The organism is Dapis brunnea BLCC-M229, from assembly GCF_050015995.1.
Lineage (GTDB): Bacteria > Cyanobacteriota > Cyanobacteriia > Cyanobacteriales > Microcoleaceae > Trichodesmium.
Window position 1 is genome coordinate 61571 of record NZ_JBNHEP010000307.1, and the last position, 23007, is coordinate 84577.

At 33.7% G+C, this 23007-nt stretch carries 18 protein-coding genes and 2 pseudogenes; 13 read left to right on the forward strand and 7 right to left on the reverse strand.

Annotated elements, in window-relative coordinates; translation table 11 throughout:
- Positions 1 to 652: 652 nt before the first annotated feature.
- From ACP6PM_RS35370 to ACP6PM_RS35380, 3 genes are all read right to left on the reverse strand, one after another.
- Entirely contained in the window at positions 653 to 1192 is a 540-nt protein-coding gene (locus tag ACP6PM_RS35370) for a Uma2 family endonuclease (protein ID WP_426591545.1), read from the reverse strand.
- A gap of 151 nt (positions 1193 to 1343) precedes the next feature.
- Positions 1344 to 1883, reverse strand: coding sequence for a hypothetical protein (locus ACP6PM_RS35375; RefSeq protein ID WP_426591546.1), 540 nt, complete (start codon positions 1881 to 1883; stop codon positions 1344 to 1346).
- Positions 1884 to 2905: 1022 nt separating this feature from the next.
- Entirely contained in the window at positions 2906 to 3769 is an 864-nt protein-coding gene (locus tag ACP6PM_RS35380; RefSeq protein WP_426591547.1) for a sugar kinase, read from the reverse strand.
- 731 nt (positions 3770 to 4500) lie between these two features.
- Between ACP6PM_RS35380 and ACP6PM_RS35385 the strand changes: the two genes are divergently transcribed.
- The 5 genes from ACP6PM_RS35385 (at position 4501) to ACP6PM_RS35405 (ending at position 10543) form a co-directional block, all read left to right on the forward strand.
- On the forward strand, positions 4501 to 5889 hold the full coding sequence (locus tag ACP6PM_RS35385; protein WP_426591548.1) for a DNA phosphorothioation system restriction enzyme: 1389 nt from the start codon (positions 4501 to 4503) through the stop codon (positions 5887 to 5889).
- Between the two features lie 399 nt (positions 5890 to 6288).
- Complete coding sequence (locus ACP6PM_RS35390; RefSeq protein WP_426591549.1) at positions 6289 to 6438, forward strand: hypothetical protein; 150 nt, start codon at positions 6289 to 6291, stop codon at positions 6436 to 6438.
- A gap of 456 nt (positions 6439 to 6894) precedes the next feature.
- The gene (locus tag ACP6PM_RS35395; protein ID WP_426591550.1) at positions 6895 to 7140 is read left to right on the forward strand and encodes a hypothetical protein; all 246 of its coding nucleotides are present in this window, start codon (positions 6895 to 6897) and stop codon (positions 7138 to 7140) included.
- Positions 7137 to 9209, forward strand: a complete 2073-nt coding sequence (locus ACP6PM_RS35400; RefSeq protein ID WP_426591551.1) for an AAA family ATPase — start codon at positions 7137 to 7139, stop codon at positions 9207 to 9209. Before ACP6PM_RS35395 ends, ACP6PM_RS35400 begins: the two co-directional genes overlap by 4 nt.
- 869 nt (positions 9210 to 10078) lie before the next feature.
- Positions 10079 to 10543 (forward strand): DUF4332 domain-containing protein, encoded by a 465-nt coding sequence (locus tag ACP6PM_RS35405; protein WP_426591553.1) that lies wholly within the window; start codon positions 10079 to 10081, stop codon positions 10541 to 10543.
- Positions 10544 to 10660: 117 nt separating this feature from the next.
- Here ACP6PM_RS35405 and ACP6PM_RS35410 read toward each other — a convergent pair whose 3' ends face one another.
- Positions 10661 to 11428: a class I SAM-dependent methyltransferase gene (locus ACP6PM_RS35410; RefSeq protein WP_426591554.1), complete on the reverse strand. Its 768-nt coding sequence runs from the start codon at positions 11426 to 11428 to the stop codon at positions 10661 to 10663.
- Positions 11429 to 12794: 1366 nt separating this feature from the next.
- On the opposite strand from ACP6PM_RS35410, the gene ACP6PM_RS35415 reads away from it, so the two are divergent.
- The 7 genes and pseudogenes from ACP6PM_RS35415 (at position 12795) to glgA (ending at position 18148) form a co-directional block, all read left to right on the forward strand.
- Positions 12795 to 13130, forward strand: a complete 336-nt coding sequence (locus ACP6PM_RS35415) for a nucleoside triphosphate pyrophosphohydrolase (protein WP_426591555.1) — start codon at positions 12795 to 12797, stop codon at positions 13128 to 13130.
- Between the two features lie 430 nt (positions 13131 to 13560).
- The gene (locus ACP6PM_RS35420; protein WP_293099913.1) at positions 13561 to 14025 is read left to right on the forward strand and encodes a DNA phosphorothioation-associated protein 4; all 465 of its coding nucleotides are present in this window, start codon (positions 13561 to 13563) and stop codon (positions 14023 to 14025) included.
- Between the two features lie 158 nt (positions 14026 to 14183).
- Entirely contained in the window at positions 14184 to 14300 is a 117-nt protein-coding gene (locus ACP6PM_RS35425) for a helix-turn-helix domain-containing protein (protein WP_426591556.1), read from the forward strand.
- Between the two features lie 264 nt (positions 14301 to 14564).
- Entirely contained in the window at positions 14565 to 14912 is a 348-nt protein-coding gene (locus ACP6PM_RS35430) for a hypothetical protein (RefSeq protein WP_426591557.1), read from the forward strand.
- A gap of 5 nt (positions 14913 to 14917) precedes the next feature.
- Positions 14918 to 15256 carry a transposase gene (locus ACP6PM_RS35435; RefSeq protein WP_426591558.1) on the forward strand — a complete coding sequence of 113 codons (339 nt, stop codon included), beginning with the start codon at positions 14918 to 14920 and terminating at the stop codon, positions 15254 to 15256.
- Positions 15257 to 15333: 77 nt separating this feature from the next.
- Positions 15334 to 15564: pseudogene (locus tag ACP6PM_RS35440) on the forward strand (zinc ribbon domain-containing protein).
- 1165 nt (positions 15565 to 16729) lie between these two features.
- A complete protein-coding gene (gene glgA / locus ACP6PM_RS35445; RefSeq protein WP_426591559.1) occupies positions 16730 to 18148 on the forward strand; it encodes a glycogen synthase GlgA in 1419 nt (472 codons plus the stop codon).
- A gap of 147 nt (positions 18149 to 18295) precedes the next feature.
- Here the strand turns inward: glgA and ACP6PM_RS35450 are convergent.
- The 3 genes and pseudogenes from ACP6PM_RS35450 to ACP6PM_RS35460 all read right to left on the reverse strand — a co-directional run.
- Positions 18296 to 19090, reverse strand: a pseudogene (locus ACP6PM_RS35450) (transposase); the annotation flags it as partial.
- Positions 19091 to 19807: 717 nt separating this feature from the next.
- Positions 19808 to 20236, reverse strand: a complete 429-nt coding sequence (locus ACP6PM_RS35455) for a DUF1824 family protein (protein WP_426591560.1) — start codon at positions 20234 to 20236, stop codon at positions 19808 to 19810.
- Positions 20237 to 20930: 694 nt separating this feature from the next.
- The gene (locus ACP6PM_RS35460) at positions 20931 to 21272 is read right to left on the reverse strand and encodes a hypothetical protein (RefSeq protein ID WP_426591561.1); all 342 of its coding nucleotides are present in this window, start codon (positions 21270 to 21272) and stop codon (positions 20931 to 20933) included.
- 349 nt (positions 21273 to 21621) lie between these two features.
- Here ACP6PM_RS35460 and ACP6PM_RS35465 point away from each other — a divergent pair, with 349 nt between their 5' ends.
- Positions 21622 to 22644, forward strand: coding sequence for a polysaccharide deacetylase family protein (locus ACP6PM_RS35465; RefSeq protein ID WP_426591562.1), 1023 nt, complete (start codon positions 21622 to 21624; stop codon positions 22642 to 22644).
- Positions 22645 to 23007 lie beyond the last annotated feature (363 nt).

Consider the following 23007-nt stretch of genomic DNA (forward strand, 5'->3'; position numbering starts at 1 on the left):
TTGGGAAAATTTTTGTCTTTGATACAGATAGGAAATTTGTCAGAATAGTAGTAGGCAAGCCATGAATATTTTGTAGAAATTTCAGAGTACGACTAAAGGAGGTTGTTCTAGAGATGGGGGAGATTTTTTGTCTGGGTAAAAGGGAATAGTCTTTGGGAAAATTTTTGTCTTTGATACAGATAGGAAATTTGTCAGAATAGTAGTAGGGCAAACCATGAATATTTTGTAGAAATTTCAGAGTACGACTAGAGGCGTTTTTGCCAGAGATAGGAGAAATTTTTGTCTGGGTAAAAGGGAATGGTATTTGGGAATATTTTTGTCTTTGATACAGATAGGAAAGTTATAGGAATGTCTAGAGTAGGTAAACAAAATTAAATTCAAGCAAGACTAGACCATAGTAACTAATTTTTTCCACATAATTCTTATTTATAACTGTTTATTCCTAATTCCTTACCTCCAAAATTAACTCGATATATTCCTAGATACTGAGATATATAAAATTCAAGACAAACAAGACTAAAGCAAGTTAATTTTCCCACATCATTCTGAATCCTAACTTTTAACTATTCTCCTTCAAAATTAATTTTATTTGTATCAGATGCTTGATAATATTTAGCCACCCTACTACTTCAGAAAAAAATGTAATTAATTCTCAAGCTAATAAATCATCTACTGCCACACTAAAACCTATTAAAACTTTTTGAGTAGTAACAATTTGACCAGAAGTAAACATTAAACCTTGATTTTCAGTAACTATTATTATCCATTTACTTTCAGGAAAAACTAACCAAACTTCTTCGCCACCAGACTCTAAATATTCCTGAGCTTTTAACAAGACATTTTTAGCTAAATCTGTAGGGGAAATAATTTCTGCACTTAAAGGAAAACTTTGAGGCAAAGTAGGATAATTTCCATATTCTGAAACTAACTCAGGAGTCAGATAAGCAACGTCAGGCGATCGCCCTTGTTTATTAGTACGACAAGGTACATTTGTATAAACTTTTCCACCTTGTTGACTGGCATTTTTATAGTTATCCCAATAACAACCGAGCTTCAATTGAACTTTTCCATGTCTTAATGTCGCGCCGTTTTTTTCTATTAATTTGCCGTCTATCCATTCCATTTTTTCAGGAGGATTTTTTGTGAAGTCTTCTAAAGAGATATTTTGATTTATGAGAGTGGAATTTATCATAATTTAAGAAGGAAGAAGTAAAGTAAGGGTATAGCTAAGAAACTCTGTCAATTTTTTTTAGGGAATGAAAAATTAACAAGCAAGAATATGAGATTGTATTGATAGTAGATTTTAGCATCAATACCCAAATCAAATTATCAAAATTATTGTGCTATTTTTCGTCTGTTTCTCGCTCTTGCTTATAAGAAGTCTTAATCATCTCTCCAATTGATACACTTGAATCCTCTATTTTTGAAACATTTACATTGTACTTAGCTGTTTGAGTGTTATTCCTTTGAAAAGGTAGTATTAGAAGCTCTGCAATTTTTTTAGAAAAAGTACCTATATCTAGAACGATAATTACAAATATAACTAATTTTGCTAAAAAAGCCAGAATGTCACCGGACAAAGGAATCAATTCCAGGATTTGTGGAAGAGTAAAAAACAAAATCAAGAAGGTGACAAAGTTCATAATTCTAGAAATTTCATCTCTCTCTCCTTTATCTTCTTTTCGATTAAGTTCAACGGTACTATCTTGATTTGTAACAAATAATTTTGGTACTTCGTATTCCTGAGTTCGTCTTCCCGACAAAAATCGAAATCCTACTTGAAATTTCGGTAAAATTTCTCTGATTAAATACCTTTTTTTTACTTCACCTTGTTTAATATCCTCTATGTCAATTTCGTCTATACCCATTAAATTATCATTCAAAGGTGGCTCAAAAAATTGTTCTAAAATTCCAACGTTTGTAGAAATAAACTCAAAAGTAATTTCTTGATTTTTAACTACCTTTCTACCAGTATTTTAAATATCGCAAGAGATGAGATACAAATTTGCAAGCTCATAATTTTTACCATAAAGGATACTAATATTTTTCTGATCTATATCTTTTTTGAACTATAAAATACTTAATGTATTTTTTGTATAGGTAAAGCTCCATAGCTTGGTCTTGGCGTTGCTTGTTTGAGAATAAATAATTAAATAGCGCTACTGAAAAACCAGAGATAATAGCAATAGCAACCTTTTGCCAAAAATCACTATTCTCTAATAGTGTTTGAATTGCTGTCAGATATTCCTTTAAGTTATTAATCGAATAATTTCCTTATTTGTTTAAATAAAAATGATTAATTTGAGTTTCTGAATTTGTAATATAGAGTTTTCCAAATTTTAATTAATATTATATTAAAGTTCGTAGTAGGGCTTTAGCCCGATTTATTTTATTCATAGAAGAATACTATAAATAAAAACTTGTTTATTACTTATTGTCCGAATATTTTACCCACAAATAGTATACCTTACTGAGATAAAATTCGCTATAACTGATTATTCACTGTCTAGTTCCGAAATATTGATAAGAATGAATAGTTATAATTAAATCTCGTAGTAGGGTTTGGGCGGTAAGATAAATCTGTCTCAAGCCCTACTACGAACAAATTTATACTTCCGAAATATTGATAAGAATGAATGGTTATAGTTATAGTTAGAGCTTGTAGTAGGGTTTGGGCGGTAAGATAAATCTGGCTCAAGCCCTACTACGAACAAATTTATACTTCCGAAATATTGATAAGAATGAATGGTTATAGTTATAGTTAGAGCTTGTAGTAGGGTTTGGGCGGTAAGATAAATCTGGCTCAAGCCCTACTACGAACAAATTTATACTTCCGAAATATTGATAAAAATGAATAGTTATAGTTAAAGTTCGTAGTAGTGTTTGAGCCGTAAGATAAATCGGGCTAAAGCCCTACTACGAACAAATTTCTAGTTCCAAAATATTGACAAGAATAAGCAGCAATATTAGCAGCATTTGCTAATGCTTCTGTAAATTCCCCATTAAAAATATAGTGACAAAATGCACCATGAAAAATATCACCAGCACCTAAAGTATCAACAGCATTAATTTTCGGAACTTCCACATTACCAAACTTACCTTTACTCAAATATTTGATAGGTTTTTCTCCTTGAGTAATAGCAATATGTGGAATATTTTGATTTGCTAAATAGGCAAAAACTTCCTCTTGACTTTCACAATTAGGAGGATAAAAATTAGCCGAACAAATAGCATAATCAACAAAAGGTAAAATTTCCTCAAATCCAGATTTCCAACTACCTCCATCTATAACAATAGGAATATTTTTTGACTTAGCAAGTTGAGCAATTTCTAGACTTGCTGCCATTTGATGACCGTCAATTAAAACAATATCAACATTATTAATAATATCTGGCGAAATAAGTTCTTTAGAGATTTGAGATTTAACAGCATTAATAGAAATAACCGCGCGATCGCCTGTATCTTGAGTAGTAATAATTGATGAAACTGGAGGTGGTTCAGAACGATTTTTATCTAAGTCTTGGATTGTGACATTGTGCTTTTCTAAATCTGCTTTAATTAGATGAGTTATCGGATGATTTCCTAACCCACAGAGAAGAGTTGTTTGATTATTAAAGTAGCTAAATGTTACCGCTGCATTTGTGGCAGGACCTCCGGCAGTAACAGCATAATTATTAGCAACAATTTTTTGATTTTTATCAGGATAAGTTGGTGTGAGATAAATTAAATCTAAGGTAATTAATCCGACAAATAATCCGGTTTTAGTCATAATAAAATAGGGGATAGGGAATAGGGAATAGTGAACAGGGAAGAATATAATAAAATAGGAAATAGGGAATAGGGAAAAATAATTGATAATTTCTGGATAAAAATTGATTTTAATTTTTATTGTTGGAGATGTCTATTATAAAAATGATAGATAATTAATCCCTAGATGTTTAAAGCCTCTCCTTTGAAGGACAAAAAGCGGTCGTTTCGCATATCCAATTGACTATATATTTTTCAAATGAGATGTAAATCTAAACTCAGTTTTTTATAATCAAAAAAAGCTGTATTGAGTAACTATTACCTTGTGTTTTTCACAATTTAATATGGATTTTTATTCTTTACCATTGCCCATTGCCTCCATAGCTATTCCCTTTTTAAGAATACTCGCTTTCCGCATCTTAAATAAAACTGCTATAAGACAAAATAAATCAGATTTCTATACCTGATTCAATCCTCTTTACTAATTGATAATTTCTAGATACAGCAGATTTCGGGCAAATGATATACGAGGTAAATAGTAAAAACATTGTAGTGCGGGCATCTTGCCTGCAATTAGTGTACCTTATAAAAATGGAAAGGGCTGTAGTTTTCATTATCCACAGGACTTACGCAAACTTGTAGATAATACACTATCTATAGGGGCAAATGCCATTTACCCCTAGGAGATATAGTGTTTCTGCGGAAGCCCCTATTTATTATCCATTATCCATTATCCATCTACTCCCTAAAACAGTGAATATATTAGTAGAAAATTTAGGCATTCCTAAAATACCATCTAATTTAAAACTACGACTCTATCAACAACAAGCTGTTAATAATTGGTTTGCTAATCGAGGTAGGGGAATTTTAAAAATGGCAACTGGTACTGGTAAAACAATTACTGCTTTAGCGATCGCTACTGAACTTTATCAAAAAATTGGTTTACAAGTATTAATTGTTGTTTGTCCTTATCGTCATTTAGTAACTCAATGGGGAAGGGAATGTGAAAAATTTTCTCTCCAACCAATTCTAGCTTTTGAGAATGTAAATATTTGGCAAAATCAATTTTCTACTACTCTTTATAATATTCATTCTGGTCATCAAAAATTTATTTCTGTTATTACTACTAACTCCACTTTTATCTCAGATAGTTTTCAATCTCAGCTTAAATATTTTCCCGAAAAAACTTTGATTATTGGGGATGAAGCTCATCATTTAGGTTCGCCAAAATTGGAGAAAAGTTTACCAATAAATATTGGTTTAAGACTTGCTTTATCTGCTACTCCAGAAAGATATTTTGACGACCAAGGAACTACGGCAATTTTAGATTATTTTGGTCAAGTATTGCAGCCAGAACTAACTTTAGCTGATGCAATTCAACAAGGTGCTTTAGCTCGTTATCTTTATTATCCAATTTTAGTAGAATTGACTGAAGAGGAAAGTCGAAATTATGCCAAATTAACCGGGAAAATTGCTTGGGCGTTATTGTTATCAGAAAAAGAGAATGTGGAAATAGAAAAAGAAGATTTAAAAACTTTATTAGTGCAGCGTTCTCGATTAATTGCTTCAGCCAAAAATAAATTAACTGCATTAAAAAATTTAATGGCAAATCGTTTACAAACAACTCATACTTTATTTTATTGTGGAGATGGATTGGTAGAAACAGAAAATATTTCAGATTTACGACAAATGGAGGCAGTGGTGAAAGTATTAGGTTATGAATTAGGTTATAGAGTTAATACTTATACTGCTGAAACTCCGATGAAAAAAAGAGAGAAATTAAGACAACAATTTGAAAGTGGAGAATTGCAAGGTTTAGTCGCAATTCATTGTTTAGATGAAGGGGTAGATATTCCAGCAATTAAAAATGCAGTTATTTTGGCAAGTAGTCGAAATCCTCGACAGTTTATTCAGAGGAGAGGCAGAATTTTACGACCTCATCCTAGTAAGGAAAGGGCAACTTTATTTGATATGATTGTTTTGCCTCCAGATATGGGTAGAAGTAGTTTAGAAGTAGAACGAAATTTACTTAGAAAGGAGTTAAAAAGGTTCTTAGAATTTGCCGATTTAGCAGACAATGCTGGAGAAGCTAGGGTGAAATTATTAAACATTCAAAAAAGATATGGATTATTAGATATTTGATTCAAAGGAATAAGGGAGAATTAAAATGTTTGTGGTTTTATGTTGAAGAGGGATGGATGGAAAGATTTGATAAGGGAAAAGCAAGTATTTATAGGAAACTATACAAGATAAACTTTTTTCTGGTATTGCTCCTGGGAAAAATTCCTGCATCAGAGTGATTCTCTATGAGTAATAAAATTTAGTTGAATAAATAGTCATGCGCATAGGCGAACGAGTCCTGCTAAGTTTTATAGTATCACAAAAATTATGAGGATGCAACCGAAAATCCTTTGAGGGACGTTTTTTTAGAAGCTTGAGAAAATGAAAATGTTGGTGATTTTCCACTTAGGAGAGATAGATAGAAAGATTTGATGAGGAGATATTTTCAGAAAAGATGGAGCAGGGAGCAGGAAGAAAAAATTGAATCAGAGTAGTATGATTGATTTGATTTTTGATGATTGGAGATGTCTAGGGAAAAACAAGTATTTGTGGAAAACTCTACAAGATGAATATCTTTCTGATATTGCTCCTGGGAAAAATTCCTGCATAAGAGTAATTCTCTATGAGTAATAAAATTTAGTTGAATAAAAAATCATACATATAGGCGAACGACTCTATCCAAGTTTTATAGTATCACAAAAATTATGAGGATGCAACCGAAAATCCTTTGAGGCGCGATTTTTTTCAGGAGCTTGAGAAAATGAAAATGTGGGTGATTTTCCACTTAGGAGAGATAGATGGAAAGATTTGATGATATGAAAAATCCGATCCTAATCTTAAAAGTAGGGAAGTAAGGGAGAATTGTTCAATCTTTTTGCTGTATTGTCTCTATTCCACTTCTGACTCGTATAACACTACGCGCAAGTTAGAACTCAAAACTTAAGGGTAAGTTTTAGCGTTTAGCAGTGTCCTAACCTAAATCCGTAGTGCTATATAATTGATTTTAGACAGCTATTTCTATCATTTCCTTATTTTTTTCAAAATTTACTCCTTCTTCCCTACTCCCTACTCCCTTATTCAATTAAAATGACTTCAAAATACTCAGACAAAGTAATCAAAGAAATATCTACTATTTTTTCAGAAAAGCATTCAAAATATAATTCTAAAACTCAAAGTAAACTCAATGATATTCAAGAACCAATTACTACCGCACCCTCAGAAGTAAAACAAATTATTGGGCGAGTTTTGCAACTAGAAAAAGACAGACTTTATAAAAAAACTCCTCGAATTAACGATGATATTCTCAAAATTATTAAAGAAGCGGTGCAATGAAATTAATTTCAATTATCCTGTGTAACTTTCGTCAGTTTTACGGCAAAACTCCAGAAATAATTTTGGCATCAGGGAAGCAGAATACAACAATTATTCATGGCAATAATGGTTCAGGTAAAACAACCATAATGAATGCTTTTACCTGGGTACTTTATGAGAAATTTAGTGCAGCTTTTGCGGCAGAAACTCAATTAGTAAATAAACGGGCAATTACAGAAGCAAAACTTGGTCAAGCTATAGCTTGTTGGATAGAAATTATATTTGAACACGATAATAAACGTTACCAAGCAAAACGTTTATGTCGAGCTTATAGAAACGAACAAAATCAAATTGAACATGGCAAAAGTGAGCTATATATGCAGATAGCTGGAGATGACGGACGTTGGTCTCCACCACCAGAACATCCTGATGATATTATTGGTAGAATTTTGCCAGAAAGTTTACATCGATATTTCTTTTTTGACGGGGAAAGAATTGAATATATTGTTCGAGATAATCAGAAAAGTGAAATTGCTGAAGCGACTAAAGAATTATTGGGAATTGAAGTATTAAATCGTTCTGTTAGACATTTAGGGGAAGCTAAAAAATCCCTGGAAAGTGATTTGAGATTGATTGGTAATCCTGAGACTAAAAAGTTCTTGAAGGAAAAAAATAAAATTGAACAGGAAATTAATAAATTATCAAAACGCCAAAAAGAAATAGAACGAGAATTACAACATCATAGAGAATTTAAAAAAGAAATTAGTAGTCGTTTATTGGATTTTAAAGGTGCAGAAGGATTGCCTCAACAAAGAGATAAATTAAAGGTTCAGATTGAAGCGATAAAAGAACAAATAGTACAAGCAAATGAGGGGTTAAAAAGAGCTATATCAACTCGTGGTTATATGGTTTTCTTATCAGAAGCAATAGCAGAATTCCGAGAATTATTTGGTCATTTAAAAGAAAAAGGAGAGTTACTTACAGGAATTAATCGGCAGTTTATTCAACAGTTATTAGAAGAACAGCGTTGTATTTGTGGAACTGAATTAACCACAGATTCCACCGCGAGAAAATTAGTAGAGAAATGGATGAAAAAAGTAGAGGTTGCTGATGTTGAAGAAACTGCAATTAGAATGACTGTACAAATGGATGAAGTGGATAAGCAAGTGATATATTTTTGGGAGGAAGTTGATAGACAGCAAGGAAATATAGAACAATTACGTTATCAGCTTTCACGGGTTGAAAATGAATTGGAGGTAGTTCAAAAAAAATTACGCAGTTATCCAGATGAGGATATTCAGAAGTTACAAAAAAGGTTAGATGAAATTGAAATTAAGGTAGGAGATTTAAACCGAGAAACTGGTTCAAATAGTCTACAGTTAGAAACTTTGTATAAAGAAATTAAGGTCTTAGATAAACAACTCGATCGCCAAACGATGAATGAGTTAAGACAAGTTTTATGTCAAAGACGAATTGCTGCTACTCAGGATGCTATTGAGAGACTAAATGAAGTACGATTACGTTTGGAAAAACAGTTTAGAGTTTCTTTGGAAAGGCGGGTACAAGAGTTATTTTCGGAAATTTCTTTTACTCCTTATATTCCTCAGCTAAATGAAAATTATGAGTTAACTTTAGTGGAAAATACTGGGGGAGAAAATTCTTTAGTTGCTGCTTCTACAGGAGAGAATCAAATCCTCAGTTTGGCATTTATTGGTAGTATTATCGATCAGGTAAGAGAATGGAGTCAAAAAAATACTTTAATGGGTCCGGATAGTAGTACTTTTCCTATCGTAATGGATTCTCCTTTTGGGAGTTTAGATGAGATTTATCGGCGACAAATTGCCAAAACAATTCCTCAATTAGCAAATCAATTAGTTGTTTTGGTAACTAAGACTCAATGGCGAGGTGAAGTTGCTGAAGAAATGACCGATCATATTGGCAGGGAATATGTGCTTTCTTATAATTCTCCAAAACCAGATTGTGAGGAAGATGCTATTGAGTTAGGTGGTGAATCTTATGCTTTGGTAAAACGTAGCCCAAATGAGTTTGAATATACAGAATTGCTTGAGGTAGATTCTGATAATTTTTAATTACTTATATTATAATAATTAGCTCTTAGATTATTTATTTCTTTCATCTAGATACTCAAGCTAGTTAATGCAATTAATTATGACATTAAGAAACAGGGAAGAGCGATTAATATTAAGGATTGAGGATTAAATAAAATGCAGAATTTCAAAAGCAAAGTTTAAATAGTTTAAACCTTAGTCGATCTAAATGGGGAACATGCAACAGGCAAGAGGGAAAAGAGAAAATAAAAAATACTCTAATACCAATTCCCATGCATTAATGCTATACTTCAGATGAAACTTCAGTTATTAAGTAATAATACTGCTTCAGTAATGTTTGTAAAGATTATCGGCATTAAATCAAAATATCTTATATCTTTTCACCCTAATCCCTACTCCCTACTCCCTACTCCCTACTCTCAAGGAGATGTAGCAAGACTTTTTAGAAATGGTATAACTTATTAATATAAGAACCATTATAGAATTTATCAATCATTTATGCTTTGGCATGAAAAATACTTTTGAATAAATTTATTTTCTCAGGATTCAGCTGTCAGTATTGCTAAGGTAAAGATACCGCCAACAAAGTTCCTCATTGATTGTATTTGGAGGATAAATTAGGATTGAGATTGAGGAAATTACTATATAAGCTAAGTTTGATCAATAAGAGTAATATATAGCAATCTTATTTAAGTTGTAATATTTTGGTGGCAGTTAGGAGTCAGAACTCAAGAGTCAGGTAGGGCGACGTGCAGAATTTTCAAGGTTTTCAGTTCAAATTAACTATTATAAAAATTGTCACAAGCAATTTAGGATTGCTATAAAATAATATTGGTCGGCAAACTTGAGAAGTTTAATCTTGCAAAGCTAAACCCATATAGGAGATAACAATGGTACATAATATTCAAGATATTGAAGATATTAATTCTGTCTATTCTGAAAAGTTAGTAGGAGCAGGTATTACTAATATTGAAGAACTATTAGAAAAATGTTCGTCTCTCGCAGGAATAGAAGAATTAGAAAAAACCACTGGTATAGAAAAAAACCTGATTATTAAGTGGGTTAATCTGGCTGGTTTATTACAAATTAAAGGTATAAAGAGAGAATATTTTTCTCTATTATCAGCCCTGGGAATAGATACAATTTCAGAATTAAAAGATCGGTTTCCTGAAACACTTCACTCTCAGATGATGAAGGTTAATCATCAAAAACAACTGGTGCAACACTTACCAAGTTTAAGTATGGTTAGAAGTTGGGTTGCTCAATCAATAAATATTCAAAGAAAAACTGCCCATAACAATATCCCAACTACTAAATTACCCCAGAAAAAATGGTCTTTAGATTGGTCGGATTAGGAAAAAATTTAGAGAGAATAAAAAAACTTATGGTTGCCATCTTTAAATAAAGTTTTCTGTAACAATTTTCCATTGTATAATCCTGAGATAAGACTACAAATAATCAATACTATAGTTTCACGAAGAAATGTCAGGCTTTTTAAACACTAAAAAATGCTGTTGTGGTAAAAAATTTCTAGTATCTTGCCAAACCAAACCCACAGCTTTCATTTCTTTTTTAACCTGTTTTTCACTCATCTTATGTAAACCCTTAATCATAATCATTGGATTTTCACTCCGATATTCCAATAAAACTACTCGCCCACCAGGTTTCAATCCCTCGACTATTCCTAACATTATTTCTCGTGGATATTCAAATTCGTGATAAGCATCAACTAACAAAGCAATATCAACACTAGATGGCGGTATATTTGGATTATCCACATCACCTAAAATTGTCTCAATATTAGTAATATTTTCCTTATTATTAACAAAATTAATTAACTCTAACATCTCCGGCTGTATATCTATTGCCAGTACCTTTCCCTCTGGAACTAAAGGACTAATTCTAAAAGTAAAATAGCCAGTACCAGCACCAATATCTGCAACAACATCTGTAGGTTTTAAGTCAAGATTATCAATAGCATTTTGAGGTTTTTCTTGATAATTTCTACTGGGTCTTTCTAACCATCCAGCACCTTCATGCCCCATTACTTTAGCAATTTCTCGACCCAGATAAAATTTCCCAATTCCCTCAGGATTATGGATAATTCTATATTGGTAAATTATATCTGAATTTGCAACTATCTCAGTGTTGATTATACAGGAATTTAGGCTAAAAATTAGCATAAATAAAGATAAAATTATTCCTACATTTTGTAGATATTTTATAAGATTTTTAGTCATTGTAAGTACCTGGTCATAAATAAAGTTAATTTTGAAGAAGAGGACTTATACCAATTACCATCCATTAATTCTATACTTAGGTGAAACTTAAATTATTCAGTGATTAAAAAGGATGCATGGAACCTTTTTAATAATTATTAACCAGGAGCGTGTTAATTCTTCATCTTTTTACTTTTCCCCTACTCCCCTACTCCCCTACTCAATAAAATGTAAGTTTTTGAGAAATGATATTAGTAGGGGTTTGGTCATAAAACCAGTACAAAGTTCACCTATAGTTTGGAATAATTTACTTGCTACAGTTATTTTTAGTTAAATTTTTCCTACCTAATAATACTAGGATATATTAACTTTAATTACCAGATTAGATTTAGCAATTTGAGTAATTTAATCAAAGGCAAAATTGATTTATGAGTAATTACTCTTCTTCTAGTTTATACTATTTGATCGGAGAATCGCTATATTCAACCAAAATTAGGAAAGTACAACTTAAAAATTAAGTTATGGGATTACCAATAAGCTAGACAAATATTCCCTTGATTGGTCTTAGGTAAGCCAAGATATAAGTAGGTATATAGCAATCAGGAATGATTTATGAGATATTTAAGAACAATTAAGTAAATCAAAATCCTTTTATATTCTGACTCCTGAGTTCTGACTCCTAATTACCACTAAAATCTTACAACTTAAATATGATTACTATATATATAGCAATCAGGAATCAGATGTGAGAATTGAGGTGTTGCTTAAAAGGATAGAATATAGCAGTTATCTTATGAATAAGATACATTTTCTTCTTCCCAGTTAAGTGTTAAGTGTTAAGTGTTAAGTGTTAAGTGTTCCCTAAAAGTCTCCAATATCTCACAACTCAAATCATATTGCTATATGTCTAAAATATTGAGTAATCCCAGGACAGGTAAAAATGTTTGTGAATTATCTTATCAAGTCACCTACTTAGCTAAAAATAATTTAATTAACTTGAAAAATTATTCTAATAGTCAAAAAAATTACACAAATATCGTCAATAACTAATGAAATTATTGATTTTAAGAAACAAAAAAAAATGACTATAGTTAAACATAAATCATAAAACAATATTTGAGATTAAGTATATTTGTAGCAGTTGGTATATATTTTATATATTTTATAACAATCCGCACATTGGTTGTGACAATTTTGATAATAGTTAATTTGAACTAAAAACCTTGAAAATTATGTACGTTACCAATCCGACGGCTCCCCTACCTGAGGACTGAGTTCTAACTCCTAACTCCTAACTGCCACCAAAATATGACAACTTAAATAGGATTACTATAGTTGATATGAGTTAAATCAAGAGACAAAAATTAGTTAATCAGGAAATACAATTATGCGTAAAGAATATAATAAATTAGTCCGCGATCACATCCCAGCAATTATCCGTAAAAATGGTCTAGAATGCCAAGCTGTAAATCTTTCAGAAATAGAATATCGGCAAGAATTACGACAGAAACTTATTGAAGAAGCTCAAGAAGCTGCAACAGCTAATAACCATGATTTAGTAATAGAAATAGCAGATTTATTAGAAGTAGTAGATGCTTTACTCAAAAGTTATGGCATTTCTTATAATCAAGTCAGGTTAGAACAAGACAAAAAGCGAGCAAGTAAAGGAGATTTTGAGAATCAAACTATGTTGTTATGGACAGAAGAAAATACCAGTAAATAGGAAATATTAAAAATATAGTTGAGAAAAAATATACCAACTAATATACCGAGTAGGACTTAAACAAAACAAAACCACAAAACAGTCTCAAATATATACAGATAGAGGCTTTAACACCAAAAAGGTATAAATCTTTAACTATCAAGGGTTCCAGCCATTTTTAGGGAATCGACGTAATTTCTTTGAATCCTTACACTGTAAGTAATATAGGATTTCTCACCCTTGATCGGGTATACTTATTTTTATTCTTATAGTTTTCCAGTTAAAAGTCCGAAACTAAGAACTATCCACCCTCTCCCCAATTCCTTTGTTTGAGAATATTATCCTTACCAATTTTCTCCAGGCGATTTAAGCTTTTCCTTTGTCAAATATATTTTCTTTATTCTCAAAATATGACTGCTATATTTGGGAATAAACATTGATTTTTTTAGTTATGAACAGAATTAGAATTGCCAAAGATAAAGCAGATTTAGTCAAAGCTTTAACCGAATCAGAAGGAAAAACAGGTCCCTTTAAAACCTATGCAGATGTGATGGTATTTGCTGCATCTTTAGCTATTAAGAAAAAAAAGCGAGTTCCACTGACAGAAATTTCTCCAAGAGAACCAGGTCCGATTAATATTGAGGTATTTTGGTCTAGGGGATATGACAGTATTATTAAATTAATCGCGATCGCCGACACAAGAGATACAAAAATTCTCTCCCAAACCAATGAAGAAATAGAAGAAAATCGGATTAAAATATTTGAAGAGTATGCTAATGGAGGATTGGAAATCTTACAAGATGAATTAAGGGGTGCGGTAAATTATTCAGAACGGCTTTTATTAGTTTTAATTTCTGAGAGATATCAAAAACCTCAGCCAGAGATAGAATTTGATTTAACTAAATTTTTGGGGTAAAAGACGCAATTGTTGTCGAAAGGAATAAAAATCATAAATATGAAAATTAATTAAATCTTTTACCGAAAAATTGGATCTGAACCCTCGCTCTTCTAGGACTAATTTTGAGTTTTTTCCAATAAATATGTTATAATAGATGTTAGTTAAAAATTCAGATTATGAAAGCTAGATTTAAGTACCGTATCTATCGAACACGGCAACAAAAAAAACGATTAGCCCAACTATTTGGTTGTGTTCGAGTTGTTTGGAATGATAGTCTAGCTTGCTGTCAGTAAAAGTACACTCTTAGAGAAAAAAAGCCCACTAATTCTGAGCTACAAAAACTCTTTATTACTCAAGCTAAAAAGACTGAATATAGAAAGTGGTTAAGTGAAGTTTGAATTGTACCATTACAGCAATCATTAAATAGACATCTCCAAAAATGAAAAATAAAATCAATTCTTATCCATAAATTATCAATTACTCCCCCCTGTTCCCAGTTAAGTGTTCCCTGTTCCCTCTTTTCTGGAGATGTCTAATGATTTAAACCGTAGGGACAAATGGTCATTCGCCCCTACCAAAACTTTTTCAGTTCGACAAAAGGCCATAGAAAAGGTCAAGCTATTAAACCACCAAAATTTAAAAGCAGGAAATCAAAACAAACTGCTAGGTTTACTTTGAGAGGATTTAAAGTATATCAACATAAAGTTCCTAGCAACGCCAAGATTGAAAAGCTAAAAATAATTTGGTCAAGGGAATTACCTACTGCTCCATCATCAGTAACAGTAATTCAAGATTCGGCTAATGGATATTTCCTTAGTTTTGTAGTAAAAATTAATCCGGAAATCTTACCCAAAACTGATAATTCAGTGGGTATAGATTTAGATATCAAAACTTTTGCTAAGTAGGGACGTTGCATCCAACGTCTCTACATGGTCAAAAAATTGATGCACCCAAACCACTCAAAAAACGGGTTAAGAAGTATCGCCAGTTAAGCAAATCATTATCTAAGAAAACTAAGGATTCTAAAAAGTATGAAAAAGCACGGGTTAGAGTAGCTAAATTTCAGGCCAGGCTAAAGGACACAAGAACTGATTTTCTGCATAAATTATCCACTGAAATAATTCGTGAAAACCAAACAATTGTTTTAGAAGATTTGAAGGTTTCTGGAATGGTAAAAAAGCGGTGCGACCCCGCGACGACGACAGCTCGCTTGCGGAACGCGCACCAAGAGACCGTAAATTATCCCTAGCTCTATCAGATTTAGGATGGAGAGAATTTAGAACCTTCTTAGAGGGGAAAGCTGAAAAATACGGTCGTAATTTTAGAGTGATTAGTCGTTGGGAAGCAACATCTCAAACTTGCTCATGTTATGGATTCAAAGGTTGAAAATTATACCTTTCAGTCAGAGAATGGGAATGTCTCAACTGTGGTGCTAAACATGACCGTGATGAAAATGCAGCAATAAATAGACTTGTCGCTCCTTGGGTATGTCTCCTGCCTCTTACAGAGGAGCTGCCTCTTACAGAGGAGCTGCCTCTTACAGAGGAGCTTCGCTAACGTTAACGCTAACGCTTTTCATGTCGCGAAGCAAAACGGAGAAAAAAAACGGGTAGTCCTGCATGGTAATGGTGAGGATATATATTTTTTAATTTCTCCGACACTCCCCATCTCCCCATCCCCCGATCTCCGATACTCCCCATCTCCCCATCTCCCCATCTCCCTAAACTCCGGGTGCTTCCTTTACCATTACTATGCACCACCACCAAAAAACGGACGTGGAGGCAAGCATAAGACTAGCGCATCTGTTAGCAGCAGCCAATGAGACGTCAACCCACCGAGGAGCTACATACAGCTCGGTAGGAATCCCCGTCCGTTTTACGGCGGGGAGGATGTCAACAACTCTAAATTCCCATACCATACATTTATCGTCTTTTGGGCATTAATGGCAACAGGGAATAAGCAAAAATAAAAGTAAAGTCTCAGAGGTTCTGCTCCTATACGCTCTATTAACCTTAGCAGTAATTATCAATTATTAATTGCTGATAACGCAGTTACTCTGTAAGAGGCTAGCTGACTGCTAAGAGCTGAATTTATTTTTGACATCTCCAGGGGTTGAAACACCCTGGATTCTGCGGTTAACCCACCGCAAATGGGACGGGGCGTTTAAAGTGCGGAAGTAAATTCCGCACACAGCCCCTCATAAATCCACATTTGCTTCAAGCCTGAAGGGCAGACTTCTAGGCTTCTTGGCATAGACTATTATCTAGCTGTTAGCTTACTTTTTTTGAATAGCTTTCACGAGTGGTTTTACTCGGCGGTGTTGGAGCAATCTTCTCGTTGCTCTAGCTGCCTACTTGCTTTCAGCCGTCGTAGGAAATCAATTCCCCGTGAGAAAGTCCACCGGAATTTCAGCGTACTAGCTAGAGATAATGGCGACAAACCTTGTTCCTTATTCCTCTATTATAGCAGAACTTCACCCCGCTTTATTACCTGCGTGTCGTTATTCAACCAGCCGTTAAAACGAGCTGGCTAACTTCCTCCCGAAGCTTTTTAGGTTTTGTTAGTCCAGCCAAATTTGAGGAAAAACAAAAATTTTTTTTTGAATTTTAAGATAAGATTGACTTCTGACTTCATGATTCCTTAATTAATAGTCAAATAGGTGCGCCCATACAGGTATGATGACGATATTGAGAATCAAAAAGGGAAGGCAAATTAAAAAATTATGCGAATTTTATTTGTGGCTGCTGAAGTGACTCCTTTAGCGAAAGTTGGTGGCATGGCAGATGTAGTCGGTGCCTTACCCAAAGTGTTACGAGCAATGGGTCACGATGTCCGTATATTCATGCCTTATTATGGCTTCTTAGGCGACAAGATGGAAGTTCCAGAAGAACCCATATGGGAGGGAACTGCCATGTATCAAAGCTTCAAGATTTATGAGACGGTACTACCAAAAAGTGACGTGCCATTGTACCTATTTGGTCATCCTACTTTTTGGCCACGTCGTATCTACTATGGAGATGATGAGGACTGGAGGTTCACTCTATTTGCCAATGGGGCGGCTGAGTTTTGCTGGAATGGCTGGAAACCAGACATCATTCATTGTAATGACTGGCACGCTGGCATGATTCCAGTTTGGATGCACGAAACTCCAGATATTAAAACCGTATTTACTATTCATAACCTAGCTTATCAAGGACCTTGGCGCTGGTACTTGGAAAGAATTACTTGGTGTCCCTGGTACATGGAAGGGCATAATACAATGGCAGCAGCAGTTCAGTTTGCCGATCGGGTAACTACTGTTTCTCCCACCTATGCTGGTCAGATCCAAACTCCTGCTTATGGTGAACGCCTGGATGGTTTAATGTCTTTTGTGAGCGGGAAACTAGAGGGCATCCTCAATGGTATCGATATGAACTTTTATAATCCAGCTAATGACAGATATATTGCTCAAACTTATAATGTCGATACCTTGGAAAAACGGGTTGCCAATAAAGTTGCTCTTCAAGAAGAGGTAGGTTTTGAAGTTAACAAAAACACCTTCTTAGTAGGAATGGTTTCCCGACTGGTGGAGCAAAAAGGACTTGATTTAATGCTGCAAGTCTTAGATCGGTTTATGGCTTATACTGATAGTCAGTTTATTCTGTTGGGTACTGGCGATCGCTTCTATGAAACTCAAATGTGGCAGATAGCAACTCGTTACCCTGGTCGGATGAGCGTCCAGCTTTTATATAATGATGCCCTTTCCCGACGAATATATGCAGGTACCGATGCCTTCTTAATGCCCAGTAGGTTTGAGCCTTGTGGTATTAGTCAATTATTGGCAATGCGTTATGGTAGTGTGCCTATCGTGCGTCGCACAGGTGGGTTAGTTGATACTGTCTCTTTCCATGATCCAGTTAACAATGCTGGTACTGGCTATTGTTTTGATCGTTACGAACCACTGGACCTATTTACTGGAATGGTTCGAGCTTGTGAAGGTTTCCGGTTCAAAGATCAATGGTATGAATTGCAGAAACGTGGCATGAGAGAAAACTTTAGCTGGGATAAATCAGCTTATGAGTATATCAAAATGTACAAATCAATACTCGGATTACCTGAAGAAGACACAGCAGTAGAGAAAGAGCCTGAATTAGCACAATAATACCTAATTTGGAAAAGGAATTGAGGTAAAATACTCCAATTCCTTTTTCTTTTTATACTAATTAGGGTTTACTGAAAAAATCTGAAAACCGTTGACTTGTTATTCAAAAAAAACTGATGATAATTTTTTATTATCATCATTATTTATTCAACCATAAGTTAAAATGATTAAACAGACCGCAAAAACAGTTTTTTCTCCAAAAAAGTACAAAAAAAGAGAAAAAGCTTCTTTCAAGAGGGTAGAAATGTTGATTACTAAGAAAGTAATTGCGATAGCAGTTGCGGAAGTTTCAGGAAGTTTAGCCATCACTTTCTCCAAGTTTAATCCTCTTTTTGCTTGACCAAATTTATCCTCAATATTATTCCGTAATCTTTCATCGCTCTTGAGCTTGTTTCTTCTGTTTTTGATCAATATTTTTTAGTGGTCAACGCATGGGAGGACCGCTGATTCTAATCCCTCTTTCAGTACATAATTTTCGGTTTTCGAGCTGTTGTGTAAATTTGGTCTGCATGAACTGACTCTGGGTAATGACCTGTGTAGTTTTTAAATGCTTCTACTTGAGCTATTAAGTCTCCTGATTCATTGTAATTATCCCAACTTATCCGGTGTAAAAATATATATCCATCTATACAACTCGCAGATAGTTTGGCTCCAAATTCTGTATTTTTGACCGCTTCTTCCTCTCACTATTGGACGTACATGGTGTTGATTTAAACTTACTATTCTGTCATCTATTCGCACTTTTTTTTGCTCCCACATCTATTGTTGCTGACGATATACTTCACTCACTACCAACAACGTTTTATAAAGTCTATTACTCAGACTTTATAGACTGGCATCTTTCTCTATTAGCAGCTCTATAGTGGTTAAATTTTTACCAACATATTTCAGTTGTTTTTTCAGTGCTTTCCTGATTTCTTTGCGAGTGGCTCGTCTTTTTTTTTGCTACCTTTGTTAACAATGCAAAGTAGAAGGTTATCTACTGAGGGAGTATCTCCAAATGTCTACAAGAAAATCTTGTGAACGCTTTTGGTACTTATGTCGCCTTGGTTGTCAGCGGTAACAGAGGTATAACATTGCTTGACCAGGCTAGCGGTGACCGATGGGGAATTCGGCCACAAGTGCGATCTGGCGAGTGTATCCCTAACTGCTGTGTTTGTCAGATTGAAGCATAATTAGTAGCTTTGGAACGCAAGTTATTAACCTCATTTGTAATATTTTAGTAGTAGTTATAAGTTAGGAATCAGGAGTCATAATTTCAAAGGCTTTCAGTTAAAATTAACTTTTATAAAAGTTTTCATATCAAATTCGCTTGCAATGGAAGTGTTATAAGAAACCGGGTTTATGAGAGACAGGTGTAAGTATGGTAGGGCATCTCATACAAACCCGGAATAATATACTTTAATATACTTTATTTATACCGATACTACCGGATTTATAGCAGTTTCGGATTTAGTGAGGTACAAAGTTTTATCACTTTAGTAAATAGGGAAGAGAGATTACTCTTCAACTATACCTCATCATCCCCGTAAAGTGCTGTAATATTACAACCTATTTGGGATTGCTATATCAGTCACAGCACTTTTTTGTTTCCCTTATTTAATAGCTTGGTTTCCCAGCTAATTCATATACTTAATTAACATAAAAATAACCTTAATTTTAAGTAAATAAATCTAGTGGTAAATGACCATAAGTTCCATTAATTCCTGTCGCTTCAGCAGATTGACAAGAGACTAATACGCCTCGATATTTGCCAGTATAGGATTCCATAATATATGACTCTTTCATACCATTAAATTTCAGATAAACAGACCCTTCAATAGAGTTAAAATTAGACTCATTTATCAGAGTTGTATTATATCCTAAAGCTTCTAAATAGCTTCCTAAAGTATATAAAGCTTCCGTAGTTGAATCCGCACAAATTCCTAACATTTGATGGTCAGACAAATTTGCCAATAACAAGATTGCAGCACGGGTGAGAGCTTTTTCCTCTTGTGATTCCACTAATTTCATATCTTTACAAGTAAATTGATGGAGAATTTTTTCAGCTTGAGAAACAGTGAGATTATGAATATTTTGAGTAGACATTAGTACCTGTGTAAAATTAATTTAATTTACGCTGGAGGTAGGGAAGACTTGAACAGATAACAGGAAAGAGAAAATAAGAAAAACAAGTGTATTTCACTAACTTGAGAAATCTTATATAACATCATGTCCGGTCAAACAATTATCAATAATTAGGAAGCAGTCAGGAGTCAGGAGCGGGAAGAAGGGCAAGAAAAAAGGAGAAAAGTATGAGAAAGTTTTTTTTATGACGCTATTACGCGGAGATTATATAAGCCTTACAGCAGTTTCTAAGTTGATGAGGTACCAGATTCTGGGACAGTAGGGAGCAGGAAATCGCGAAAAGAGATTAAGATTAAAACTTTACCTCACTATTCGCCCAAAGTGCTGTAATTACAAAAAAACTAACTGCTGATAGCTGAGTAATAATCGCTATCATATTATATTAAGTTCAAATAATTAGTTAATAGACAGAGATTACTTCTGACTTCTAACTTGCGCGTAGTGCTATCCCACCGAGAAGAAATTAAACAGATGTATTTCAATTTCTCCCCTACGACCCTACTCCCCTAAATAATAAGTGTCCAACCGAAATAATATTACCCCGCAGAGACTTTTTCTCGTTTCTGGGGGTAAAAGGTATTCTTGGAAAGATTGGAGTAGATTGTTACGAAACCATTAAATTAGTTATTCTATATAACATAACTGCACAAAACAGTTAAACTGTCAATTGTTGTCGCTTAAGTAAGTTATCTAAGAATGAATTTTGGTAGCCCCACTTTACAGTATAAGACTCTTCTTCTGAGTCTGGAACTTGATTGACAGACACCAATATTGAGTCAGTGGAACGCACTACCATTTCTCCATTTACCAAAGCTTGTCGCCATTGTCTTCCTGTCTTCCAAGCTGAATATTTTACCCCACTCCAACGAGGATTAACTGGGTATCCTGCAAATCCAGAACGCAGTGCAGGAATATAAGTACTTTTGAGTTGAGTACGGACCAAAATTCCTTCTGTTAGTTTAACAACCTTGAGGTTGTGATTCTGTTGCTTAAACATGGGACTCACCTCCTATTGTACATCTGCTTAACTATTCTTAACCTATCATAATACAGATATTACACAAATCTATATCTTAATATATAGTTAAATTCCAGCTAATATTAAATCAATTCAGCAAAGTAATCTAACTTTTTAGATACGGAGAGATGGGAATCACTCAAGGGTAGGTTTTGAATAAAGGGTCAAATTATAGCTTTAAGTAGAAACTTATCCTCAGGAAAAATCAACGGTACAAAATCATTAGACTAAAGATTATCTAATTTTTCAGATTCATCAGGAAAATAGTGATATTATCGTCTCTACCTGTCCAGAATTTATAGGTTTTGGATTGAATATAGGAAGAGATATGATTAATCAAAAATGGATTCAAAATTTGATTTGGGTACTTAGTACGAAGGCTACTCAACTCCTCTTCTCTATAATAGAGAAGTTCAAACCAATTATTCTACCATTGTACAAAGATTTTTTTTTGATTAAGTTTTTAGGTCAGTGGGTAGGTAAATTTGTATACCTTTCAATAATATTTATTGTAACTTTAGGTTTAACTGCTGCAACTGTTAAATCTCCTAGTGTAAAAATTCCAATTTTTGGTTTCCATGACATTATTGATTTACAGAATAAAGCTGATTTACCTCCATATCGTCGTTTGTCGGATATGGATTATACTAAACAGGATTTAGAGAAGTTTATAGACTATTTAGTACAGAAAAATTACTGGTTTTTATCCTCTCAGGATTTGTTTATCTATTTTATTAATAAATCTCAGCCTATACCGACTGAGCATATGGGTCAAAAACCTGTAATGCTGACTTTTGATGATGGCTATAAGGGAGTGCATAAAAATGGAATTCCAATATTGGAACGGATGGAGAAAAAATATGCTGAGAAGGTAAAGTTTGTATTGTTTGTTAATCCTAAAAGTTTGGGATTTGATAATGGGAAAGATTTACCACATCTTAGTTGTAAGGATTTAAGAGAAGGATATCAAAAAGATTTTTATGATATTCAGTCTCATGGATTTACTCATAAAAATTTAACTAAAATCGACTCTAAAGAATTAGATGTAGAACTGTATTTTGCTAAGTTGGCGTTGAGGAAATGTACTAATGATTTAGACAGAAATAAAATTGTTGCTGCTCATATTGCGTATCCCTTCGGTGCAATTAATAAAAGAGTCGAGAGAAAGTTACCTAAATATCATTTGACTGGGTTTATTTATGATGATAATTTTCTGAGAGTGAATTATTTGAAAAATCAGTTCCGCATTTCTCGAATTACTGTTGGTAGTCGTACATCTCCTTATAAATTAATCAGGTTGGCAAGTCGAGCTTCTACCCTGAAGAAAATTAGTAAGTCGAAAAAGATTTAGGATTGTTATTTTGTAAGCATTCAGCTATTAGCAGTCAACTATAGCAATCCCCTGTATATTTGTGTATAAAAATCTTACCGCTTTTAGGCAACAGGCAACAGGCAACAGGCAACAGGCAACAGGCAACAGGCGGGAGTTTCAGTTTTTTTATCACTTTTTGATTTGTCACAACCTATTTATAATTGCTATATCAGCTTTTTATATTGATCTTATATGAAGTTGCACAGAATTATGAGATTAATTACTTTATCTTTCTTTTCAATATACAGTCATTTCAATTTAATATTAAAGACTGTTTGTAAAGGAAAGATAAAAAGGAGATAGGGAACAGGGAACAGGGAACAGGGAACAGGGAACAGGGAA